Origin of the sequence: Crassaminicella profunda, assembly GCF_019884785.1 — a bacterium.
GTDB classification, from domain to species: domain Bacteria; phylum Bacillota; class Clostridia; order Peptostreptococcales; family Thermotaleaceae; genus Crassaminicella; species Crassaminicella profunda.
On sequence record NZ_CP082326.1, the window covers coordinates 2355620 to 2373966 of the forward strand.

Sequence of the window (18347 nt, forward strand, 5' to 3'; positions counted from 1 at the left end):
CCCTTTATCAGTGTCTTTTCTTTACTTCTTGAATTTTATGAATAACTTTTTCTCCTTCTTCTGAAGTTAAAAAATTATACGTAGACTCAGGAACAAAGGGTTTAATCTTTTCAATATCCCCTTTTGCTATAAAACTTCTCACTTTCGATGCACTAATGGTATCACTGTTTATGGATTTTCTTGGAATTTCATTTACACCCATGCCAAATTGAGGTAATATCTCTTTCATTACTTGATTGTATTGATTGGTCGTTTCGCAATAAGGTTCTTCCCCAACATATCGTTCATGAATTCCAAGACTCGGTCCAATATAATTTCCAAAAATTCTAAGATCTAAGGCTGCATGAATTTTAACAATTTCACTTGGCTCTTTTATAAAATAAGAGGGAAATGTAGCATTTGAGATAATATAATCTCCCCCTTCATGGATTGTAATATTTTTTATATGCTTTGTTCCTTCCCTCATCAATTCCCTACGAACTTCATAAGGAAAACTAGATAAATCAGAAGATACAATAAAAACATGTACATGTTGACTTTCCTCTGCTGCTTTTTCAATTAAATAAAGATGCCCATTGGTAAATGGATTGCCATTCATAACAACACAGCTTATTTTCTCTCCTATTACTTTCTGTTTTGCTAATCCATCTAAATAAGATTTCATGCCATCATGTTTATTTTCCATTAAAACTACCTTTCCACTTACTTCTTCAATCTTATGAAATCCCATAAATTGAAAACTCTTTTGAGCAGATGGCTTTGTGTATACAAATAAATGGTTAACCTCTCGCAGATATTGCATATGGACTAATTCATTCATCAATAAATTCAATACCCCTGTACCTTGATACTCCTCATCTACAGCTATACATCTTAAAGTGTTTCCTTTAATCGATCCAGCTCCTATTAAATTTTCTCCATCATAAATTCCTACTGTATCCTCTAATCCAAAATCTAAAGTAAGATGATTTTTTTCCAAAAGATTTAATACTTGGTTCCTTGCTTTTGCTTCATCCATATAGATTTTTTCAATTTTAAATTTTTCATATAACATATTCATTTCTCCTTATAAGGAACAAAAATCAAAAAAGGTCAATATACAAAACTTAAAAAGTTTTATATATTGACCTTTGAAAGCATAATCATTCATTATCTTTCGCCTTGTCAAACAATATGATTTAATTGTATTTAAATAATTTCAACCATTTCCAAATTTCTTATCTTATGAATAGTCTACTCAATGTATCTATCACAAGCTTAAGACGTTGTCTTGGAAACGTTTTCTTATTTTCTTTTATTATACTACGTATTCTTTTAAAAAACAATATTTTTCTACAAAAAATTTAACAAATTATAATTGTTCCACCAAAAATAACATAATCGTAATAGCCAATAAATCAGCTGCACCACCAGGACTTACCCAGTTTTCAATACACCATTCATCAAGCGCTTCCAGACTTTCCAATCCATCTTCGGAAAAAACGCCACCTTTTTCAAAAACTTTCTTTGCCTTAGCCTGTACTCTTTTTAGCATATCTAAATCATGTCTTCCAAGAATATTCGAATCTTCCGTATATATCATCAAACATAATAATACCTGTACAAATCGTTCATTCAATGTTCCCTTTTCAGATTTCATCAATTCCTTTAGCACTGGAAGTCCATGGGTACAAACCGTTTGAAATCCAGAAGCAACTTCTCCCCTTATACCGGTTATTCCATATTTTACATATAATCGTTCCCCATAGGTTAAGGATTCACCAAAAGTTTTTTTCTTTAATTCCTGATCTACTAACCCCTTGGTCATGAACTTTACTTGCTTACAAATATCATCAGCTGAATAACTGCCACATCTATTCTTTTGATAAAGAAATCCAATCACAGCAGCTATAATTCCTAATGAGAAAATAAGACCTTTATGGGTATTAACACCATTTGTTGTAGCAAACATTTTTTCTTCACCCATTTTCCCGATGGGGCGAATCTCTTGAAGTAATCCTTCTATTTCTCCACTATATCCTATTCCTGCTAATGTACATTCATAAAAAACTTCTCCTAAAGCTGTACTACTATCAACAAATGTAAAAAAATCCATATCCTTATGGGCACCATTATTTTTCCGATCTACAAGCCCTGGTTTAGGGGTAGCTGATACTTCATATAAAAGGGCACGTACTGCAATAGCTTCTATTTCTCTTGCAAACTTTTCTTGATTCTTCATGTAATCGCTCCTAATTTTTATCAACTTTAAAAGATAAATGCCCTTTTATCATATAGGATTATTGGAAATTTTTCAACAATTCAATTTCATATATCAAAAATCAACTTTTATTCTCTTTATTATAAATTTTATTGCTCCAATACCACATCCACATTCCCCAAAAATACCCTCCTATAGGGAATACGATTACGGATGTAACTAAGTTCAATATAAACTTTCTACTTGTAAATGCATCTATATTTAACCCATTATTCAATATAGCCATACTCACTTGAAATAATATAGCTGTTGGAATCCCCCATCCTAATACCCCTTTTCGCCAAATGAAATATGATTTTCCTTTTTGTCTTGTTCTTTCCCATGCTTCTCTTTTCTTTGAATTCATTACTTATACTCCTTTTGATTAGAATCTATATCATTTTTCTGCTCCTATTTCTTGTCTAAAAATTCATGTATATTATATCATTTACACTGCAATTTTTGTATTTTTTATCAATAGATGAAACTGATAAAACAATCTTTACCATAAAAAATATTTTATAATCTATTTTAAATCAAAAAACACCTAACTATATGCCAAGTGTTCCTTTCAATTATTTAGTAAGTATAAATACAGCCCTTTGAATCAAAACTAAGGATAGACTATATTAAGTCAACAAATCAATATGATTTTATCCCTAAAGAAAGGAATTCTCATCCATGCTCAAAAAAAAATTTATCTCAAAAATACTATCATTAATTTTTACAATTGTTCTCTTTTTTATTTCTATTCAATTTTTTATAAAAAAAGAAATTTCACTGCTTCTTTACGTAGTTTTTGTATATATTGTTTATCTGATCTTGCTTTATTTTGAATATAAAAAAGGATATAAAATAGAGACTTATATAAAAGTATTGATCGTCTCCTCCCTTATTATAGATATTGTATGGGGATTTTATTTTGACATGTATCACACTTCAAATTGGTTTGATAAGCTTATGCATCTATTTGGATGTTTTTGTTTTACACTTGTTTTGGTTTCAATCATTCATTCCTATGTGAAAATTTTATCCCCTTCTAAAATAATCATTTTTATTTTTATAACCTCTTTAGGTGTTACTTCTGGCGTTTTTTATGAATTTATTGAATTTGGATTAGATGTAGTTATAAAGACACAAACACAAAATGGTTTAGTAGATACTAACTTAGATTTACTATTTGATACCTTTGGTTCTATGGCTGCTGCTGGTTTAGTATTATACAAAAAGGTGGGGATCTATATACAATAGATCCTATGTTTTAGATATTACTCAAAGAAACACCTGACTAAATGCCAAGTGTTTCTTTTAAGAGCTTAATTTCTTCTCCATGCCCTTTTACCTCATTGGGTGTTTCTAATATAAATGGTAGATTTGATAATTTAGGATGGGTGATTATATTTACAATAGCCTCTAAGCCTATTAATCCTTCTCCGATTAATTCATGTCGATCTTTATTACTACCTAGTCCATGCTTTGTATCATTTAAATGAAATGCTTTAATCCTTTCTAAACCTATAATTCCATCTATTTCTTCTATCACTCCATCTAAATCATTTACAAGATCATACCCACTTGAATACAAATGACAAGAATCTAAACATACACCCAATTTTTCATATTGAACCCCCTCTATAATTTGTATGAGTTCTTCAAGACTTCTTCCCACTTCTGTTCCTTTTCCACTCATGGATTCTAGTAAAATCCAAGTATCTGTATCTTCTTGTATAGCTTCATTTAATGCATTAATAATCTGCTCAGTAGCTTTTTCTATCCCTTGTCCTGTATGAGAGCCAGGATGAAAATTATACAAACTATTGGGAATATGTTTTAACCTTTCTAAATCATCTTTTAACATATTCTTTGCAAATTTACGAATATCTGGTTTGGCTGAACATAAATTCATTGTATAGGGAGCATGGGCAAGAATGGGTGCAAAATTATTTATTTCCATAAGTTCTTTTGCTTTTTTTATATCTTCTAAGTCAAGAGCTTTCGCCTTTCCCCCTCTTGGATTTCTAGTAAAAAATTGAAAAGTATTGGCATCTATACTTAATGCCTCTTTTACTGCTTTATAAAAACCTTTTGATATGGATAAATGACATCCTATATTTAACATTTTCTTCACATCCCTCTCTATCTTAATACTTTTAGTAAAAATATTCCTATCATGGTAACACCTATTGTCATATTCACGATTACTCCTAAAATATATCCAATAATGGTTCCAACGCCTGATTTCATAGAGTCTTTTAATTCTTTTCCATAATACCATTCTCCAATACAAGTCCCTACGAATTGTCCTATTAATAGTCCGAATATATTTAAGATAAAAAAGCCGATTACTCCTCCTAAAATCCCTCCAATAATCCCTGGTTTTGTAGCACCAAATTTTTTTGCCCCTAACATACTTGCCACATAATCAAATACAAAAGCTAAAATAGTAAGTACGCCAAAAAATATAATAAAACTTACACTGATTTTCTCAAACTTCGTAAATATTCCATACCCTAATGTTGATAAAAAAATCAATCCATTTCCAGGAATTCCAGGTATACAACTCCCCAAAAGACCAATCATCATTAAAATAATTACTACAACTAACATAAAACTTCTCCCTTCACAATAAAATTTTACCCAATATCCTTTATTCCAACCATTCTTTTTTGAACTTATTTTTTAGGTTTCACATATTCTAATAGTATAGCATAAAATTCTTTATTCGCAGGAGGGAAACCATGACAAGAATTACTCCAAAAAAATTTGATTTTCGTTCAATAGAAGGTATCTCAAGAAAGCAGCTTAATGAGCACTATCAATTATATAAAGGCTATGTAAAAAAAATTAATCTCATATGGAGAAAATTAAAAGAAGAAAAATTTATAGACCCAAATACTACTTATAGTCCCTATCGCTGTTTAAAACTCGGTGAAAGCTATGCATTAAACGGTGTAAAATTACATGAATTATACTTTGGAAATTTAGGAGGTAGAAAAAATAAGCCCTATGGAAAACTTTTAGAAAAAATAGAAAAAGATTTTGGTAGCTATAAAAATTGGGAAAAAGATTTATTAGATGCTGGAAAATCTGCCAGAGGATGGGTTGTAACTGCTTATGATTTGATGGATGACAAAATAAGAAATTATTTATGTGACGGACATGATCAAGGGGGCATTTGGAATGCTTTACCTATTCTAGTTTTAGATGTGTATGAACATGCATACATGATTGATTTTGGTATTGACAGAGAGAAATATCTTGATATTTTTATAAAAAATATTAATTGGGAAATATGTGAAAAAAGATATGGTGAAATTTTAAGACATGTAAATCGCCCTAGACCCCGCCCTTATCCTATGCCAATGCCTTATTTTTTCAATAATTAAAAGCAGTGACTTTTGTCACTGCTTTTAATTATTAAACAGATTTATTCTTCAAAACAACTGCCTCCAATAAATTCTTTGATGATAGAAGTTTGAGGAACTACTTGATCTTCTTCTATAGAAGCAAAATAATGAAGGAATTTTAGAAGCCTCTTTGCCTCTGTATATTGGGGTTCTTCTTCTGATATTTCATTTAAAAGAGGTTCTGCATATTTTTTAAGCACTGCGAGTTCATAGAATAGAGCAGAATTAAACATAACATCTGCTTCTTCTTGGAATGGGAAAATATTTCTTTTCTCCCCTCTTCTCACTGAATTCCAAAGCTTTAATGTGGTAAGTGCTGAATGCCCTCTATATTTACTATCTCTTACAATTCTTCTAATGATTCTAGTATCTGTAGTAGGAATTCTATTATGGTCATCAATATTTAATTGAGTTAATGCACTAATATATATTTTGAATTTTTTATCATGAGAAATATCTTTTGTCAACTGATCATTTAATCCATGAATTCCTTCAATAATGATTGGTTGATCTTCCTGGATCTGCATGAATTTTCCTCTATATTCTCTCAGTCCTTTATGAAAATTAAATGTAGGGATTTCTACTTTTTCTCCCTTTAAAAGTCTTGTAAGATGGTCATTAAATAATGCTAAATCCACAGCTTCTATGGCTTCAAAATCATACTCACCCTTTTCATCTCTTGGGGTAAGCTCTCGGTTCACAAAATAATCATCTACTGATAGGGCCACTGGTCTTAATCCATTTACCTTTAGTTGAATGGATAGACGCTGAGCAAAGGTTGTTTTGCCAGAAGAAGAGGGTCCTGCAATTAAAATAATTCTTTTATTCTTCTCTGTAATCATATCTGCGATTTGTGCGACCTTCTTTTCATGAAGAGCTTCTGCGATTCGAATAAGTTCTGGATATTCCTTATTTATAATTGCTTTATTTAAATTGGCAACATAACCAATTCCTAAGATTTCTCCCCATTTTTCTGCTTCTCTAAATATACTTGAAAGCTTTTTTTGTTCTTCAAAAACAGGAATTTCATTAGGCGTATATTTTTCAGGATATTGTATAATCACTCCAGGAGCATAATACTTTAGCTGAAATAATTTTAGATAGCTTGTACTCGGAACCATATATCCATAAAAATAATCCTTTAACCATCCACAACTATATATATTGATTTCTGGGCTTTTTCTAAAATCTAAAAGTTCTGTTTTGGCTTCCATTCCTAATTCTTTGAAAATTCTTTTTGCTTCTTCTATAGATACACTGTTCTTTATAAATGGTACGTCTTCCTCAATAATCTCTCTCATTCTAGATTCAATTTTTACTACATCCTCTTCTGTAATTTCCCTTTTATAGTGTATTTCACAATATAATCCTTTACTCAAAGAATGTTCTACAGTTACTTTACATCCTGAAAGCATTTCCATAGCTGCTCTTATAAACACAAAGGATAGGCTTCTTTGATAAATTCTTATTCCATCTGATGTGGATAAATCAACAAACTCAATATTCGCGTCTTCATGTATTTCATAATTTAATTCTCTTAACCGATTATTCATTTTTGCTCCCACAATAATAGAGCTCTTATCCTCTTTAAAAACTTTACTAATTTCCTTGAGGGTGATTCCTTTATTTTCTTCTATCTCTTTTTCATTGTTAATGACAATTTTTATTTTTTTGTCAGTATCCATTCTACACGCCCCCTTATGATTATTATTTGATTTGCATATTTGCTATTCTCTTCTATTATACCCAAATTTATTCTTTTAATCTTCTATAAATATTAGAAAGTTCCTGTTTTTTTCAGGAACTTCCTAATATTTACATGTTCGTTTTATTTGGTTGGGATATATCACTTAAAGCGTCTCCCGCCTCATTCACATAAATATTTACAGTAGCTAAATCACCTATAGCTAATATTCCCTCAAGTTTTCCATTTTCTACTACAGGTAATCTTCTTATTTGATGATCTGCCATAATCTTTGCTGCCTCATGAGCATCCATATCTGGTGTTGCATAAACTAATTGTCCTGACATAATTTCTTGAGCATTTACATTGATATTGCCATTTGAAACACTACGAAGAACAATATCTCTATCTGTAACAATACCAACTGCACGATGATTTTGATCACAAACTGGAATAGATCCAACATCTAAATCTTTCATCTTTGTTGCTACCTGGCTAAGTGGTGTATTTGTATTTGCAAAGGATACTTCTTTTGTCATCAAATCTCTAACTTTCATTACAATCAACCTCCTTTAATATTTTTCACTATTTATCATGCGCAATTTTGAGTAAAAATAAACAACAAAAAAAGAGCATTACGCTCTTTCTCTTAGTTTTTGACCACAATAAGGACATATATAAAAATCTTCCTGAATTTCCTTTTTACAATGAAAACAAATATTTTTTCTATTTATAATATAATTTTCAATGATTTCTTTTATTTTATTTGTCTCAATAGGAATCTTTACAATTTCATCTATCCACGATCCTTTAAATTGACTTTTTAAAAGTTTACTACTGGAAGTTAATATACACACTATTTGAGGATAGTTTTTCTTTATTTCTTCAATCAACTGATCTCCTGTAATATCTTCCATAATATAATTTACCACTACCATAACAGGACTTATATTCTTTAAATCATTCATTATCGTATGCTCATGGGAAATAATTCCATTCATTCCTAACTTAGTCAATATATCTTTTAAAATAATACTTTCTAATTTTGAATCATTTACAATTAAAACCTCATTGGTTGACATCCGTATCCCACCTTTTTATTAGGATATTATTATCTTCTATAGTTTTATAGTATATTCCTTTATAAAAATACATTTTTATAAAAAAACTTAGGCAGATTACCTAAGCTTTTTACTGCACTTTTCCAATTTTATTAAAGGGATATAGACGAACTAAAACCTTTCCTCTAACGGTTTCAATTGGAACAGGCCCTACTCTTTCATCTCTACTATCTAAACTATTTTGTCTATTATCTCCCATGACAAATATCATATTTTCTGAAACTTCAAGTTCAACTTCTCCTGGTGTATAATCACCATTGATATAGGGTTCATCTAACTTTTCTCCGTTCACATACACGTCTCCATCTGTTACTTTTATTTTGTCTCCAGGAACACCGATTACTCTTTTAATTAAATCTTTATCCTTTCCATCTACTGTCTTTAAATGAGATTTAAAAACAACAATATCGCCTTTTTCCGGATCATGCATCATATAAGGAATTTTATTAATAATCAAATAATTATATTCATTCAAAGTTGGATACATAGAAGAACCCTTTACTAAAGTGGGTCTTACAAATTGTGTTATAATCATTGCAATAACAACAGATATAACAATGGTCTTAATCCATTCTATAATCTCTTTCCTATCCATCTTAATCTCTCCTTATTAAACTTTAGTACGCTTTATTGTATCATGTATTTTATATTTGAACAATCATGAAATTTACATAGTTTTCAAGAGTTCTAAAATATAACCATTTATTTTATCATACTTATTGATACGAATATTTACCCCGATTCTTTCTAATACATGACAAAAATCATCAATAATCGCTTCTGGATTTCCATAAATATTTACAAGATCTCTTCTTTTTACACCTATAAAACCATGTCCTGCAATACATGCATGTCTTAATTCAATTATTTCATTCATCTTGTTCGTGTTTAGTATTTTCAAGGCCTCATGGTATCTTGGATCTTTTAAGTATTTACTAATATAATTAGAAATAGCAAAGCTTAAATTTGGATTATGAATTTTATACTTTTTTCTCAATACTTTAAGAATCATTCGTTTGGACATAGCCTCTGTCCTAAATGAAAATTTACTTTTATCTATATGATTTTTTACAAAGATATATTTTAAAATAGCTTCTTTCAATCTATATACTCTGCTTAAAAAGTCAATATATCTACGATTTTCGATCTGCATTTTTGTATTTTCTATTAGTTCAGAAAAAATCACATGAGCTCTTCCATCCATTAACTCTTGTAAATTTTTCTTCAAATTGATTAATTTTTTATCCGAATCTATATTCTCTATACCTGATACTTCATAATAAGCTGATTTAAAATCAAAATTCATGGCATATTTGCACGAATAAAGGAGTTTCATCATCATTGGATCTACATTTTCCATTTTCTCTAATAATTCTATCACTCCAGCATAGTCATATCTGTTTATTAAAGCTTTAGCCATTACATAATGTATCTGATTCACTTGTTTTCCCCCTTTTGCCATCTTCATACATAATTTTACAGTGATGATGAAAATAAATCAATTTTTATTTTTTCTAATTTTTGAGGTAAATTTGAATAAAAACTTTTCCCTTTTAAATACCCTAAATTTCCAATTCCTTGCTCAAAGTATATTTTGTAGGCATGTAAAAACTGATGTTTTAACCCAAATTGATTCTTAAAATTTTTATTTATTTTCATATCTCCATATTTTCCATCTCCAACAAGTGGATGTCCAATACTTGCTAGATGTGCACGTATTTGATGGGTTCTACCTGTTATAATTTCAACTTCTATTAGGCTATACTGTCCATTTGTTTTAATTTTTTGATAGATGGTATGGATTTCTTTTGCCCCCTGCTTTTTTGAATCAATAATTTTTACTTTATTTGTTTTTTCATCCTTGATTAGATATCCTTTCAATTCCTTTTTATCTTTCACGTTTCCTTTTACAATGGTTAAATAATATTTTCTTACATCCTCTTTATTTCGAATCATTTCATTAAGATTTTGTAAAGTTTCATTATTTTTCCCAATCATAACAATACCGCTAGTATTTCGATCTAATCGATTCACACTAGCAGGAACAAAAGTTTTTTCTACTTCTGGATCATATTCTTTATTGTCATATAAATATTTTATTACTTGATTCACTAATGTGTTTTCATTTTCTTTTAAATCTTCATGAACTAAAAGACCTTGGGGCTTTTCTGCTAACAATATATTTTTATCTTCATAAACAATGCCAAAATTCTTCTCTATTTTTTTTATCTCTTTTTTTTCAATAAATCCTTCTATGGTTTCTTCACTTAAATATAGTTGAATATAATCTCCTTCTTTTAATATGTAATGATTTTCTGTTCTTTTTTTATTTACCTTAATATTTTTTTTTCGAATCATTTTATAAATGAAACTTAGGGAAGCTTTTGCCATATATTTTCTAAGAAATTTATCTATTCTTTGATTTTCCTCATTTTTTCCTATATTTATTTCTCTCATTTTCTTCACCTCTACTCTATTATGCCATAAACATTCCTTCTTTGTTAATTATTTTCTCCTTTACTCTGCCTATCATTCTTAATTGTATGTTGAAAAAGCATAGAAAAATGTGCTATCCTTTAACTATGGACAAGTGCCTAAGAGGGAGGATTATCTATGTGGGAAAGAATAAAAGATCTATTATATGAAATAAGCGATTTACTTTTAGCCTTTGCAATTATACTTGTAATGACAACAGTTATTACTTGGAAAGTTACAGATTCATTAGCTGTTACTAAAGAAACTACTGCTACATTCAATAACATTACACAAAATGAAAAAGTAAGTGATGAAACAAACCAAACTTCTTCAGAAGCGGATGCAAACCTCCCTGCCGTAGATGAAACAACAAATACATCTAGTGAAGAGAGTACACTTCCTGAAAATGAAGAACAGGTTGAAGAAATTCCTGAACCTTCAACTGCTGTAGAAACAACTGTTGAACCTTCACCACAACCTGAGCCTCAACAAGTTGAGCCTACCATTATAAAGGTTAATATTCCTAGTGGTACTCCTGGCATAGGTATCGCAAAAATATTAAAAGAAAAAGGTCTTATTGAAGATACTTCAATATTCATTAAGCGAGTAGAAGAACTAAAACTTGCGTCAAAACTAAAATCAGGTACTTTTGACATTCAAACAGGTAGCTCTTTAGATAATATTATTTATATGATTACAGGCAAAAAAAAATAGGCTAATTTTAGCCTATTTTTTAGTCTTCTTCATTTAAAAATTTCATAATTTTTTCTAACTTCTTCTTCTGCCCCTCATCTAAAAAGCCTTTCATCTGCTCTATTGCTTGCATTTGTTTTTTATACTTCTTTGTATTCTGCATCATACTTCCCTTTAATTTTTTTAATTCCTTCATAACCTCTTCTTCACTTTTATCTCCATATTTAGAAGCCATCTGCTCCATCATTTTTTTCTGTTCATCTGTAGGCTGTACATCTCCCATGGACTTCATAAATTTTTGTATTTTCTTTTTATCCATTCCCCCACCTCCATCATAGTTTTGTCACCACTCACTTAAATCTATGACTACTTTTATCTATTTATTACTTGAAATCTTTATCGTTTATGGTAACACAATTTTTTCTACAGCATATGATAGAACAAAGATTGTTTTTAGGAGGAAGAAAAGCGTATGAACGAGCTAACCCCTATTGATCAAAATGAAGCTTACGTACCCGTAGATGAACTAAGTATGGCTAGATTTTCCCTATCCAATAATAAAATGTTTATTTTTATCATTCCTTTACTTGTATTTGCATTTTTTAAGAATAAAAATATGACATCTACATTTACCACTGAAAATTATGAAGCACCAAAGAGTCCTCCCATCAATACAAATACTTTAGATAAAATGTCTAATTTGTTAGATAATGTAAAAAAAGCTGCTACCCTCAATGATTTAAAGAGAAATATATCTCAATCAGGTAGTATTCTTGGAAAACGAAACATGGGTGCTATCAAAAAAGCATTGAATGTTTTTAGTGAAAGTATGGATGAAGACAAGAAAGCAAATATGCAAAAGATCGTAAACGTCCTATCCGTAGCAGAAAAAATTAAAGATGTGAAAAGTATTTTAAATATACAAAAGGCAGTAAAATCTGAAAATGGAGATCTCTCTGCTCAGATTAATAATATTATTGATGTAGTTGCCCCAATGCTTCCACCAGAACAAGCAAAAAATGTAGGTAACTTTAAAAAAATGGCACAAATGATGAAACTTATGTCAGCCTTTGAGGGAACAGATGATGAAGAAGATGAAGATCACGAAAATATTGCTACAAATAGCACAACTGACAAGTCCATGGATGGAAATTTCGGAGAAGAAGAGATTGTTGAAGGAAATAATATTTTAGAAGATGATATAAATGATACACCGGAAGAAGAATAACCATACAAAATAGGACGGTTCTCCTTTAATTAGATGAAGAACCGTCCCCTTAATTTTATTCACTTATATTCATTAATGCCCTCATAGCTAAAACATATCCCTCTATACCTAATCCACATATTTGCCCAATACACGCAGCTGCTGTAACAGATTTTTTTCTGTATTCTTCTCTTTTATGAACATTACTAATATGAACCTCAACTGTAGGAATTCCTACGCCTTTTATTGTATCATAGATTGCAATACTATAATGGGTATAAGCAGCAGGATTGATGACGATCCCATCATATTTTCCATACGCTTCTTGTATGAAATTTACAACTTCTCCTTCTATATTGCTTTGAACAATATCCACTTCTAAACCTAACTTCTTTCCTTCTTCATGTAAGTATATGCACATTTGTTTATAAGTCTTTTCTCCATAGATATTTCTTTCTCTTATTCCTAAAAAATTAATATTCGGTCCATTCACAATTAATATTTTCAAATTTCTCATCTCCTAATAAATTATTTTTCAAACAGTAAATAGTCTTTATGCTAATCTGTTTTTTTAATATCTAACATATTTACAATTTTATCTGTCACTTTCTCTAAAGTATCATCATTCATTACTTCATAATCACAATACTTCTTATATAAATCCACTCTTTCTTCATATAAGTTATATAATTTTTCTTTTCCATCTTTCATTAGTGGTCTGTTGCTTATATCAATATCTGCTACAATCTCTTCTATGGGTCTATTGATAAATAAGATCATCCCATTTTTTTTTAGATTTTGTATGTTACTAAAAGATTTCACCACGCCTCCTCCGGTAGCTATAATCATAGCAAATTTTTTACTTATTTCTTCTACTGCATTTCTTTCAATCCTTCTAAAAACCGATTCTCCGTCTTTAAATATCTCTGGAATAGATTTTTTTGTATTTTCTTCAATATATTCATCTATATCACAAAATTTTTTATGAAGTCTTTCTGCTAAAAGCTTTCCTATGGTTGTCTTGCCACATCCTGGCATACCTATTAATACAATATTTTTCATTTTTTAACCACCTTATTCTACGGGTCTTAGAAAAATCAATACAGTGTTTTCAACACTGTCCAGATTTAACTAAAACAACAGACTTACTTACTATTAACCACAAAATTTATCTATAGAAATAATTCGATTTGTATACAAACTATAACCTAGCAATCTCCTCATATACCTTATCACAGATATGATTATCTATTTTTACATCATTCCACAATTCCTGTGCTTTTATAGCTTGACCTACCAACATATAAAGTCCATTTACAGCTTTTAATCCTTTTTCCTTTGATTCTTTTAAAAGCAACGTCTCTTGTGGATTATAGATTAAATCAATAGCCGTATGAAAATTTAAAAGGTCTTCTTTTTTTACTGGTGAAACATCCACATGAGGATACATACCACACGGAGTACAATTGATGAGCATGTCATAATCTTTTAGAGTTTTTACCTCCTTATAAGAGATCATTTTAAATTCCTTATACTTTTCTTTCCCTTTATGAACATCTCTACTTACAAGAGTGATATCTTTTATTCCTCCATCTAAAAGATATTGCAGCACTGCCTTTGAAGCTCCTCCTGTTCCTAATACAGCGGCCCTTTTATTTTCTATTTGAATATCATTTGTATCAAGCATCATTCCAAATCCATAATAATCTGTATTGTATCCAATAGTTTTTCCATCTCTAAAGCATATTGTATTTACAGCACCTATTCTTTTAGCCTCTTCTGATATTTCATCTAAATACTTCATTAAATCAACCTTATAAGGAATGGTTACATTTACGCCCCCTACCTCTAAAGCTTTTAATCCATATAAGGCATCCTTTAAATTTTCTCTTTTGATTTCAAACAAATGATAATGTCCTTTTCTTTTTAATTCTTTAAATATTATTTCATGGATCTTAGGAGAAAAGCTATGCGTTAATTTTTCTCCTATAAGACCGTAAAGTTTCATATTCTCTCCCACCTATCTGTTATGTTCTTTGTAATTTCCAAGAAGTTGAAAAAAGCTACTCCCTTGCCCAATTAAATCAATGGATTTCTTTACAACCTCTTCATTTAAATTTCCCTCAAAATCTATATAAAAGAAGTATTCCCATGACTTGTTAATCATTGGTCTAGATTCTATTTTTAACATATTCAAATTATTTTCTGCAAAGTATCTTAAAATACCATATAATGCTCCTGCCCTGTGAGGAGTTGCTACTACTACACTAATTTTGTTAGCCTTTAAATCCATTTCTAAATTTTTTCCTATAATAATAAATCTTGTATAATTGCTTTTATTATAATTTATATTGGATGCAATAATATCTAAATCATATAACTTCGCTGCCTTCTTACTGGCTACAGCAGCCTTCATTTTTGTATTTTCATCCTTTATAAGCTTTGCACTCATTGCCGTATTTTTGTAAGGGATTAATTTAAGATCTTCATATTTTTTAAAAAATTCACTTGATTGACTAAATGCCTGAGGATGAGAATATACTTCTTTTATATCCTCCATTTTTGTCCCTTTCATTCCTAACAAATGGTGCTCTACTTTTATACATTTCTCTCCTATAATGTAAAATCCATATTGCCTTAAAAGATCATACACTTCTGCAATACCACCCGTAGAAGAGTTTTCAATGGGTAGTACACCATAATTGATTTCATCTCTTTTTAAGCTTTCAAATACATCTTTAAATTCACGAACATTTTTTCGAGTAGCATTTTCTCCAAAATATTCTATCAAGGCTTGTTCACTAAAAGAACCTTCTACCCCTTGAAATCCTACTATCAGTTTATCATCATCTCTTTTTTTATTTTCTTCTTCAATACTTTTCAATTCTTCCTTCTGAACACTTCGACTAATTTCCATCAACTTTTTGAAAAATTCTTCTGTTGGTTCCTGAAAAGATTTGTTTTTTAAATGATCAATATTTTTCTTTATTACTTGAATTTCTCTATCTTTATGAAATACAGGCATATGATTTATTTTTTTATATTGGGCGATTTTTAATACGGTTTCCATACGTCTTTCAAAGAGCTTTACCATTTCTTTATCAATATAATCAATTTCATTCCGTAGCTTATCTAAATCATCCATCCTATCCCATCCTTTTCCATTAAAAGATCCAATAAGGCTATTGCTGCTGCAGCTTCTACTACAGGTACTGCTCTTGGTACAATACAAGGATCATGCCGTCCTTCTATTTTCATATTTATATTTTCTCTTTTTTCTATATGAACACTTCTCTGCATTTTTCCAATAGAAGGGGTGGGCTTGAGGGCTGCTTTAAAAATGATAGGCATGCCATTACTAATTCCACCAAGGATTCCTCCATTATGATTGGTAAAGGTTTTTATTTTGTCTTCTTCTATAAAATATTCATCATTGGCATATGATCCTTTCATACTTGTAATAGAAAATCCTTCCCCAAATTCAACCCCCTTAACCCCAGGAATAGAAAATAACATATGAGAAACCTTACTTTCTATAGAATCAAAAAATGGAGAACCTACTCCTACTGGAAAGTTTATGATAGCTGTCTCTATAATTCCTCCAATAGAATCTTCTTTACTCTTTGCTTTTAAAATCGCCTCTTTCATGATACTTCCCTTTTCATCATCTATAACAGGAAATTCTTTGTGGGTCAATTTTTTTAAAAGTTCTCCTTTTATATTTACACTATCAAAACCTTCTTCTACAATAGATCCAATGCTTTTGATATGACTTCCAATGAATATATCCTTTTTCCCTAAAATTTGTTTTGCCACTGATCCTGCGAAAACAAGAGGTGCCGTTATTCTTCCTGAAAAATGCCCTCCCCCTCTATAATCATTGGCTCCAAAATATTTTACATATCCTGTATAATCAGCATGCCCAGGTCTTATCATAGCCTTTGTTTTTTCATAATCCTTTGACCGCTGATTGGTATTGTATATGACAGCACAAAGAGGTGTTCCTGTGGTTTTATTGTTAAAATATCCACTTAATATGTCAAATTGATCCTTTTCTTTTCTCGATGTAGCTAACTTACTTTTTCCAGGTGCTCTTCTTTGCATTTCTCTGTTGATTTCCTCTAAGTCTAGAGTGATTCCGCCTTTAAGTCCATCTATGACAACACCAATTCCTTTTCCGTGAGATTCTCCGAAAATAGAAACCTTTATGTTATTTCCCCATAGGTTGCTCATTAATTTTTCCTCCTAGTTTTTCAAAATCTTTCCAAAATCTTGGATAAGATTTTTTCACAGCATCATTGTTTTGTATGATGACAGGCTCCGTACACTTTATAGAGGCAACGGCTAAAGCCATAGCAATACGATGATCATTCCAGCTATCAACGACCCCACCCTTTAGTTCTTCTTTTCCATGAATCTCTAAACCATCTTCTAATTCTTTTATATCTGCACCTAATTTACTTAATTCTGTTGCCATAGCCTTTAGTCTATCGGATTCCTTTATACGAAGTCTCGCTGCATTGACTATTTTGGTTGTTCCCTTACTAAGGGCTCCTAAAACAGAAAGGATGGGCACTAAATCAGGACATTGGGATGCATCAATGATCATTCCTTCAGTTTTTGACTGCTTAACTTTAACAAAATCATCATGAATAGCTATATCTGCTCCCATTTTCCCTACAATATCTAAAATAGCTTTATCCCCTTGTAAAGAATCTATATTTAGATCTTTGCACTTCATAGATTCTCCTAATATTCCTGCTACAATAAAGAAGGCTGCTTGTGAAAAATCTCCTTCTACTCTATAATTGTCAGACTTATACTTTTGATTTCCTTTAATGATAAACTCTTCATAGTTATTATTTTCTACCTCTATAGAGAATTTTTTCAGCATATCTAGTGTTAAATCTACATACCCCTTAGATTCAAGCTCCGTTGTAATAAGGATTTTAGAATCTCCATCAAGAAGGGGGAGTACAAATAAAAGACCTGTTATAAACTGTGAACTAATATTTCCTTTCATTTTAAAAGTACCTGATTTTAGTATTCCCTCTACGCTTAAAGGTAGTTTTCCTTCATTATTTGAATAATCTATATTTTGCTCTTTAAAAATCTTATAGTACGTATCAAGAGGACGTTCCACAAGTTTTCCTCTTCCCGTATAGGTTACCTTTTCACCTAAAATGCCTGCCATGGGAATTAAAAATCTAATGGTAGAACCAGATTCTTTACAGTCAATTTGATGATTCAATAATTTTAATTTTTTCTTTCCTTGTATATGCACACTACATATTCCATTTTCATCTATTTCCGAATTTTGTGCTGTAATACCAAAGGATTTCATAGCTTCTAGCGTTGCAATAATATCATCAGAAAATGCAATATTTTCTATAAGGCTCTCTCCTTCAGAAAGAGCTGCACAAATAATGGCTCTATGACTCATACTTTTCGATGGCGGTATTTTTACTTCTCCATTTAATACGGATGGATTAATTTCTACACACTTCACACGCACAAACTC

Annotated in this window: 22 protein-coding genes; 4 read left to right on the top strand and 18 right to left on the bottom strand. The window is 30.5% G+C overall.

Annotated elements, in window-relative coordinates; all coding sequences use genetic code 11:
• Positions 1-7 precede the first annotated feature (7 nt).
• From citC to K7H06_RS11170, 3 genes are all read right to left on the bottom strand, one after another.
• Positions 8-1054: a [citrate (pro-3S)-lyase] ligase gene (gene citC / locus K7H06_RS11160; protein ID WP_223036127.1), complete on the bottom strand. Its 1047-nt coding sequence runs from the start codon at positions 1052-1054 to the stop codon at positions 8-10.
• 297 nt (positions 1055-1351) lie between these two features.
• Positions 1352-2221, bottom strand: coding sequence for a triphosphoribosyl-dephospho-CoA synthase CitG (gene citG / locus K7H06_RS11165; RefSeq protein ID WP_223036128.1), 870 nt, complete (start codon positions 2219-2221; stop codon positions 1352-1354).
• A gap of 100 nt (positions 2222-2321) precedes the next feature.
• Positions 2322-2606 carry a peptidylprolyl isomerase gene (locus K7H06_RS11170; protein WP_223036129.1) on the bottom strand — a complete coding sequence of 95 codons (285 nt, stop codon included), beginning with the start codon at positions 2604-2606 and terminating at the stop codon, positions 2322-2324.
• Positions 2607-2920: 314 nt separating this feature from the next.
• Between K7H06_RS11170 and K7H06_RS11175 the strand changes: the two genes are divergently transcribed.
• A complete protein-coding gene (locus K7H06_RS11175; protein ID WP_223036130.1) occupies positions 2921-3490 on the top strand; it encodes a DUF2238 domain-containing protein in 570 nt (189 codons plus the stop codon).
• Positions 3491-3527: 37 nt separating this feature from the next.
• Here the strand turns inward: K7H06_RS11175 and K7H06_RS11180 are convergent, their stop codons facing one another.
• Complete coding sequence (locus K7H06_RS11180) at positions 3528-4358, bottom strand: deoxyribonuclease IV (protein WP_223036131.1); 831 nt, start codon at positions 4356-4358, stop codon at positions 3528-3530.
• 17 nt (positions 4359-4375) lie between these two features.
• A complete protein-coding gene (locus tag K7H06_RS11185; RefSeq protein ID WP_223036132.1) occupies positions 4376-4846 on the bottom strand; it encodes a DUF456 domain-containing protein in 471 nt (156 codons plus the stop codon).
• A gap of 131 nt (positions 4847-4977) precedes the next feature.
• On the opposite strand from K7H06_RS11185, the gene K7H06_RS11190 reads away from it, so the two are divergent.
• Complete coding sequence (locus tag K7H06_RS11190) at positions 4978-5625, top strand: superoxide dismutase (RefSeq protein WP_223036133.1); 648 nt, start codon at positions 4978-4980, stop codon at positions 5623-5625.
• A 41-nt stretch (positions 5626-5666) separates the two neighbouring features.
• Here K7H06_RS11190 and K7H06_RS11195 read toward each other — a convergent pair whose 3' ends face one another.
• The 6 genes from K7H06_RS11195 to K7H06_RS11220 form a co-directional block, all read right to left on the bottom strand.
• The gene (locus K7H06_RS11195; RefSeq protein ID WP_223036134.1) at positions 5667-7331 is read right to left on the bottom strand and encodes a nucleoside kinase; all 1665 of its coding nucleotides are present in this window, start codon (positions 7329-7331) and stop codon (positions 5667-5669) included.
• A gap of 130 nt (positions 7332-7461) precedes the next feature.
• Complete coding sequence (locus K7H06_RS11200; protein ID WP_223036135.1) at positions 7462-7887, bottom strand: CBS domain-containing protein; 426 nt, start codon at positions 7885-7887, stop codon at positions 7462-7464.
• 78 nt (positions 7888-7965) lie between these two features.
• On the bottom strand, positions 7966-8412 hold the full coding sequence (locus K7H06_RS11205; RefSeq protein ID WP_223036136.1) for a response regulator: 447 nt from the start codon (positions 8410-8412) through the stop codon (positions 7966-7968).
• 109 nt (positions 8413-8521) lie between these two features.
• On the bottom strand, positions 8522-9046 hold the full coding sequence (gene lepB, locus K7H06_RS11210) for a signal peptidase I (RefSeq protein ID WP_223036137.1): 525 nt from the start codon (positions 9044-9046) through the stop codon (positions 8522-8524).
• Positions 9047-9118: 72 nt separating this feature from the next.
• Entirely contained in the window at positions 9119-9892 is a 774-nt protein-coding gene (locus K7H06_RS11215; protein ID WP_223036138.1) for a hypothetical protein, read from the bottom strand.
• A 35-nt stretch (positions 9893-9927) separates the two neighbouring features.
• A complete protein-coding gene (locus tag K7H06_RS11220) occupies positions 9928-10908 on the bottom strand; it encodes an RluA family pseudouridine synthase (RefSeq protein ID WP_223036139.1) in 981 nt (326 codons plus the stop codon).
• 156 nt (positions 10909-11064) lie between these two features.
• On the opposite strand from K7H06_RS11220, the gene K7H06_RS11225 reads away from it, so the two are divergent.
• A complete protein-coding gene (locus K7H06_RS11225; protein ID WP_223036140.1) occupies positions 11065-11640 on the top strand; it encodes a hypothetical protein in 576 nt (191 codons plus the stop codon).
• A 19-nt stretch (positions 11641-11659) separates the two neighbouring features.
• On the opposite strand, the gene K7H06_RS11230 is transcribed toward K7H06_RS11225, so the two are convergent.
• Complete coding sequence (locus tag K7H06_RS11230; RefSeq protein ID WP_223036141.1) at positions 11660-11938, bottom strand: hypothetical protein; 279 nt, start codon at positions 11936-11938, stop codon at positions 11660-11662.
• 153 nt (positions 11939-12091) lie between these two features.
• Here K7H06_RS11230 and K7H06_RS11235 point away from each other — a divergent pair, with 153 nt between their 5' ends.
• Entirely contained in the window at positions 12092-12847 is a 756-nt protein-coding gene (locus K7H06_RS11235; protein WP_223036142.1) for a hypothetical protein, read from the top strand.
• 55 nt (positions 12848-12902) lie between these two features.
• Here the strand turns inward: K7H06_RS11235 and aroQ are convergent, their stop codons facing one another.
• From aroQ to aroA, 6 genes are all read right to left on the bottom strand, one after another.
• A complete protein-coding gene (gene aroQ / locus K7H06_RS11240; RefSeq protein WP_223036143.1) occupies positions 12903-13334 on the bottom strand; it encodes a type II 3-dehydroquinate dehydratase in 432 nt (143 codons plus the stop codon).
• 50 nt (positions 13335-13384) lie between these two features.
• Complete coding sequence (locus K7H06_RS11245) at positions 13385-13888, bottom strand: shikimate kinase (protein ID WP_223036144.1); 504 nt, start codon at positions 13886-13888, stop codon at positions 13385-13387.
• A 139-nt stretch (positions 13889-14027) separates the two neighbouring features.
• Positions 14028-14834, bottom strand: coding sequence for a shikimate dehydrogenase (aroE, locus tag K7H06_RS11250; RefSeq protein ID WP_223036145.1), 807 nt, complete (start codon positions 14832-14834; stop codon positions 14028-14030).
• Positions 14835-14846: 12 nt separating this feature from the next.
• A complete protein-coding gene (locus K7H06_RS11255) occupies positions 14847-15971 on the bottom strand; it encodes a chorismate mutase (protein ID WP_223036146.1) in 1125 nt (374 codons plus the stop codon).
• Positions 15959-17059, bottom strand: coding sequence for a chorismate synthase (gene aroC / locus K7H06_RS11260; RefSeq protein ID WP_223036147.1), 1101 nt, complete (start codon positions 17057-17059; stop codon positions 15959-15961). Before aroC ends, K7H06_RS11255 begins: the two co-directional genes overlap by 13 nt.
• On the bottom strand, positions 17037-18335 hold the full coding sequence (aroA, locus tag K7H06_RS11265; RefSeq protein ID WP_223036148.1) for a 3-phosphoshikimate 1-carboxyvinyltransferase: 1299 nt from the start codon (positions 18333-18335) through the stop codon (positions 17037-17039). Before aroA ends, aroC begins: the two co-directional genes overlap by 23 nt.
• Positions 18336-18347: the final 12 nt, after the last annotated feature.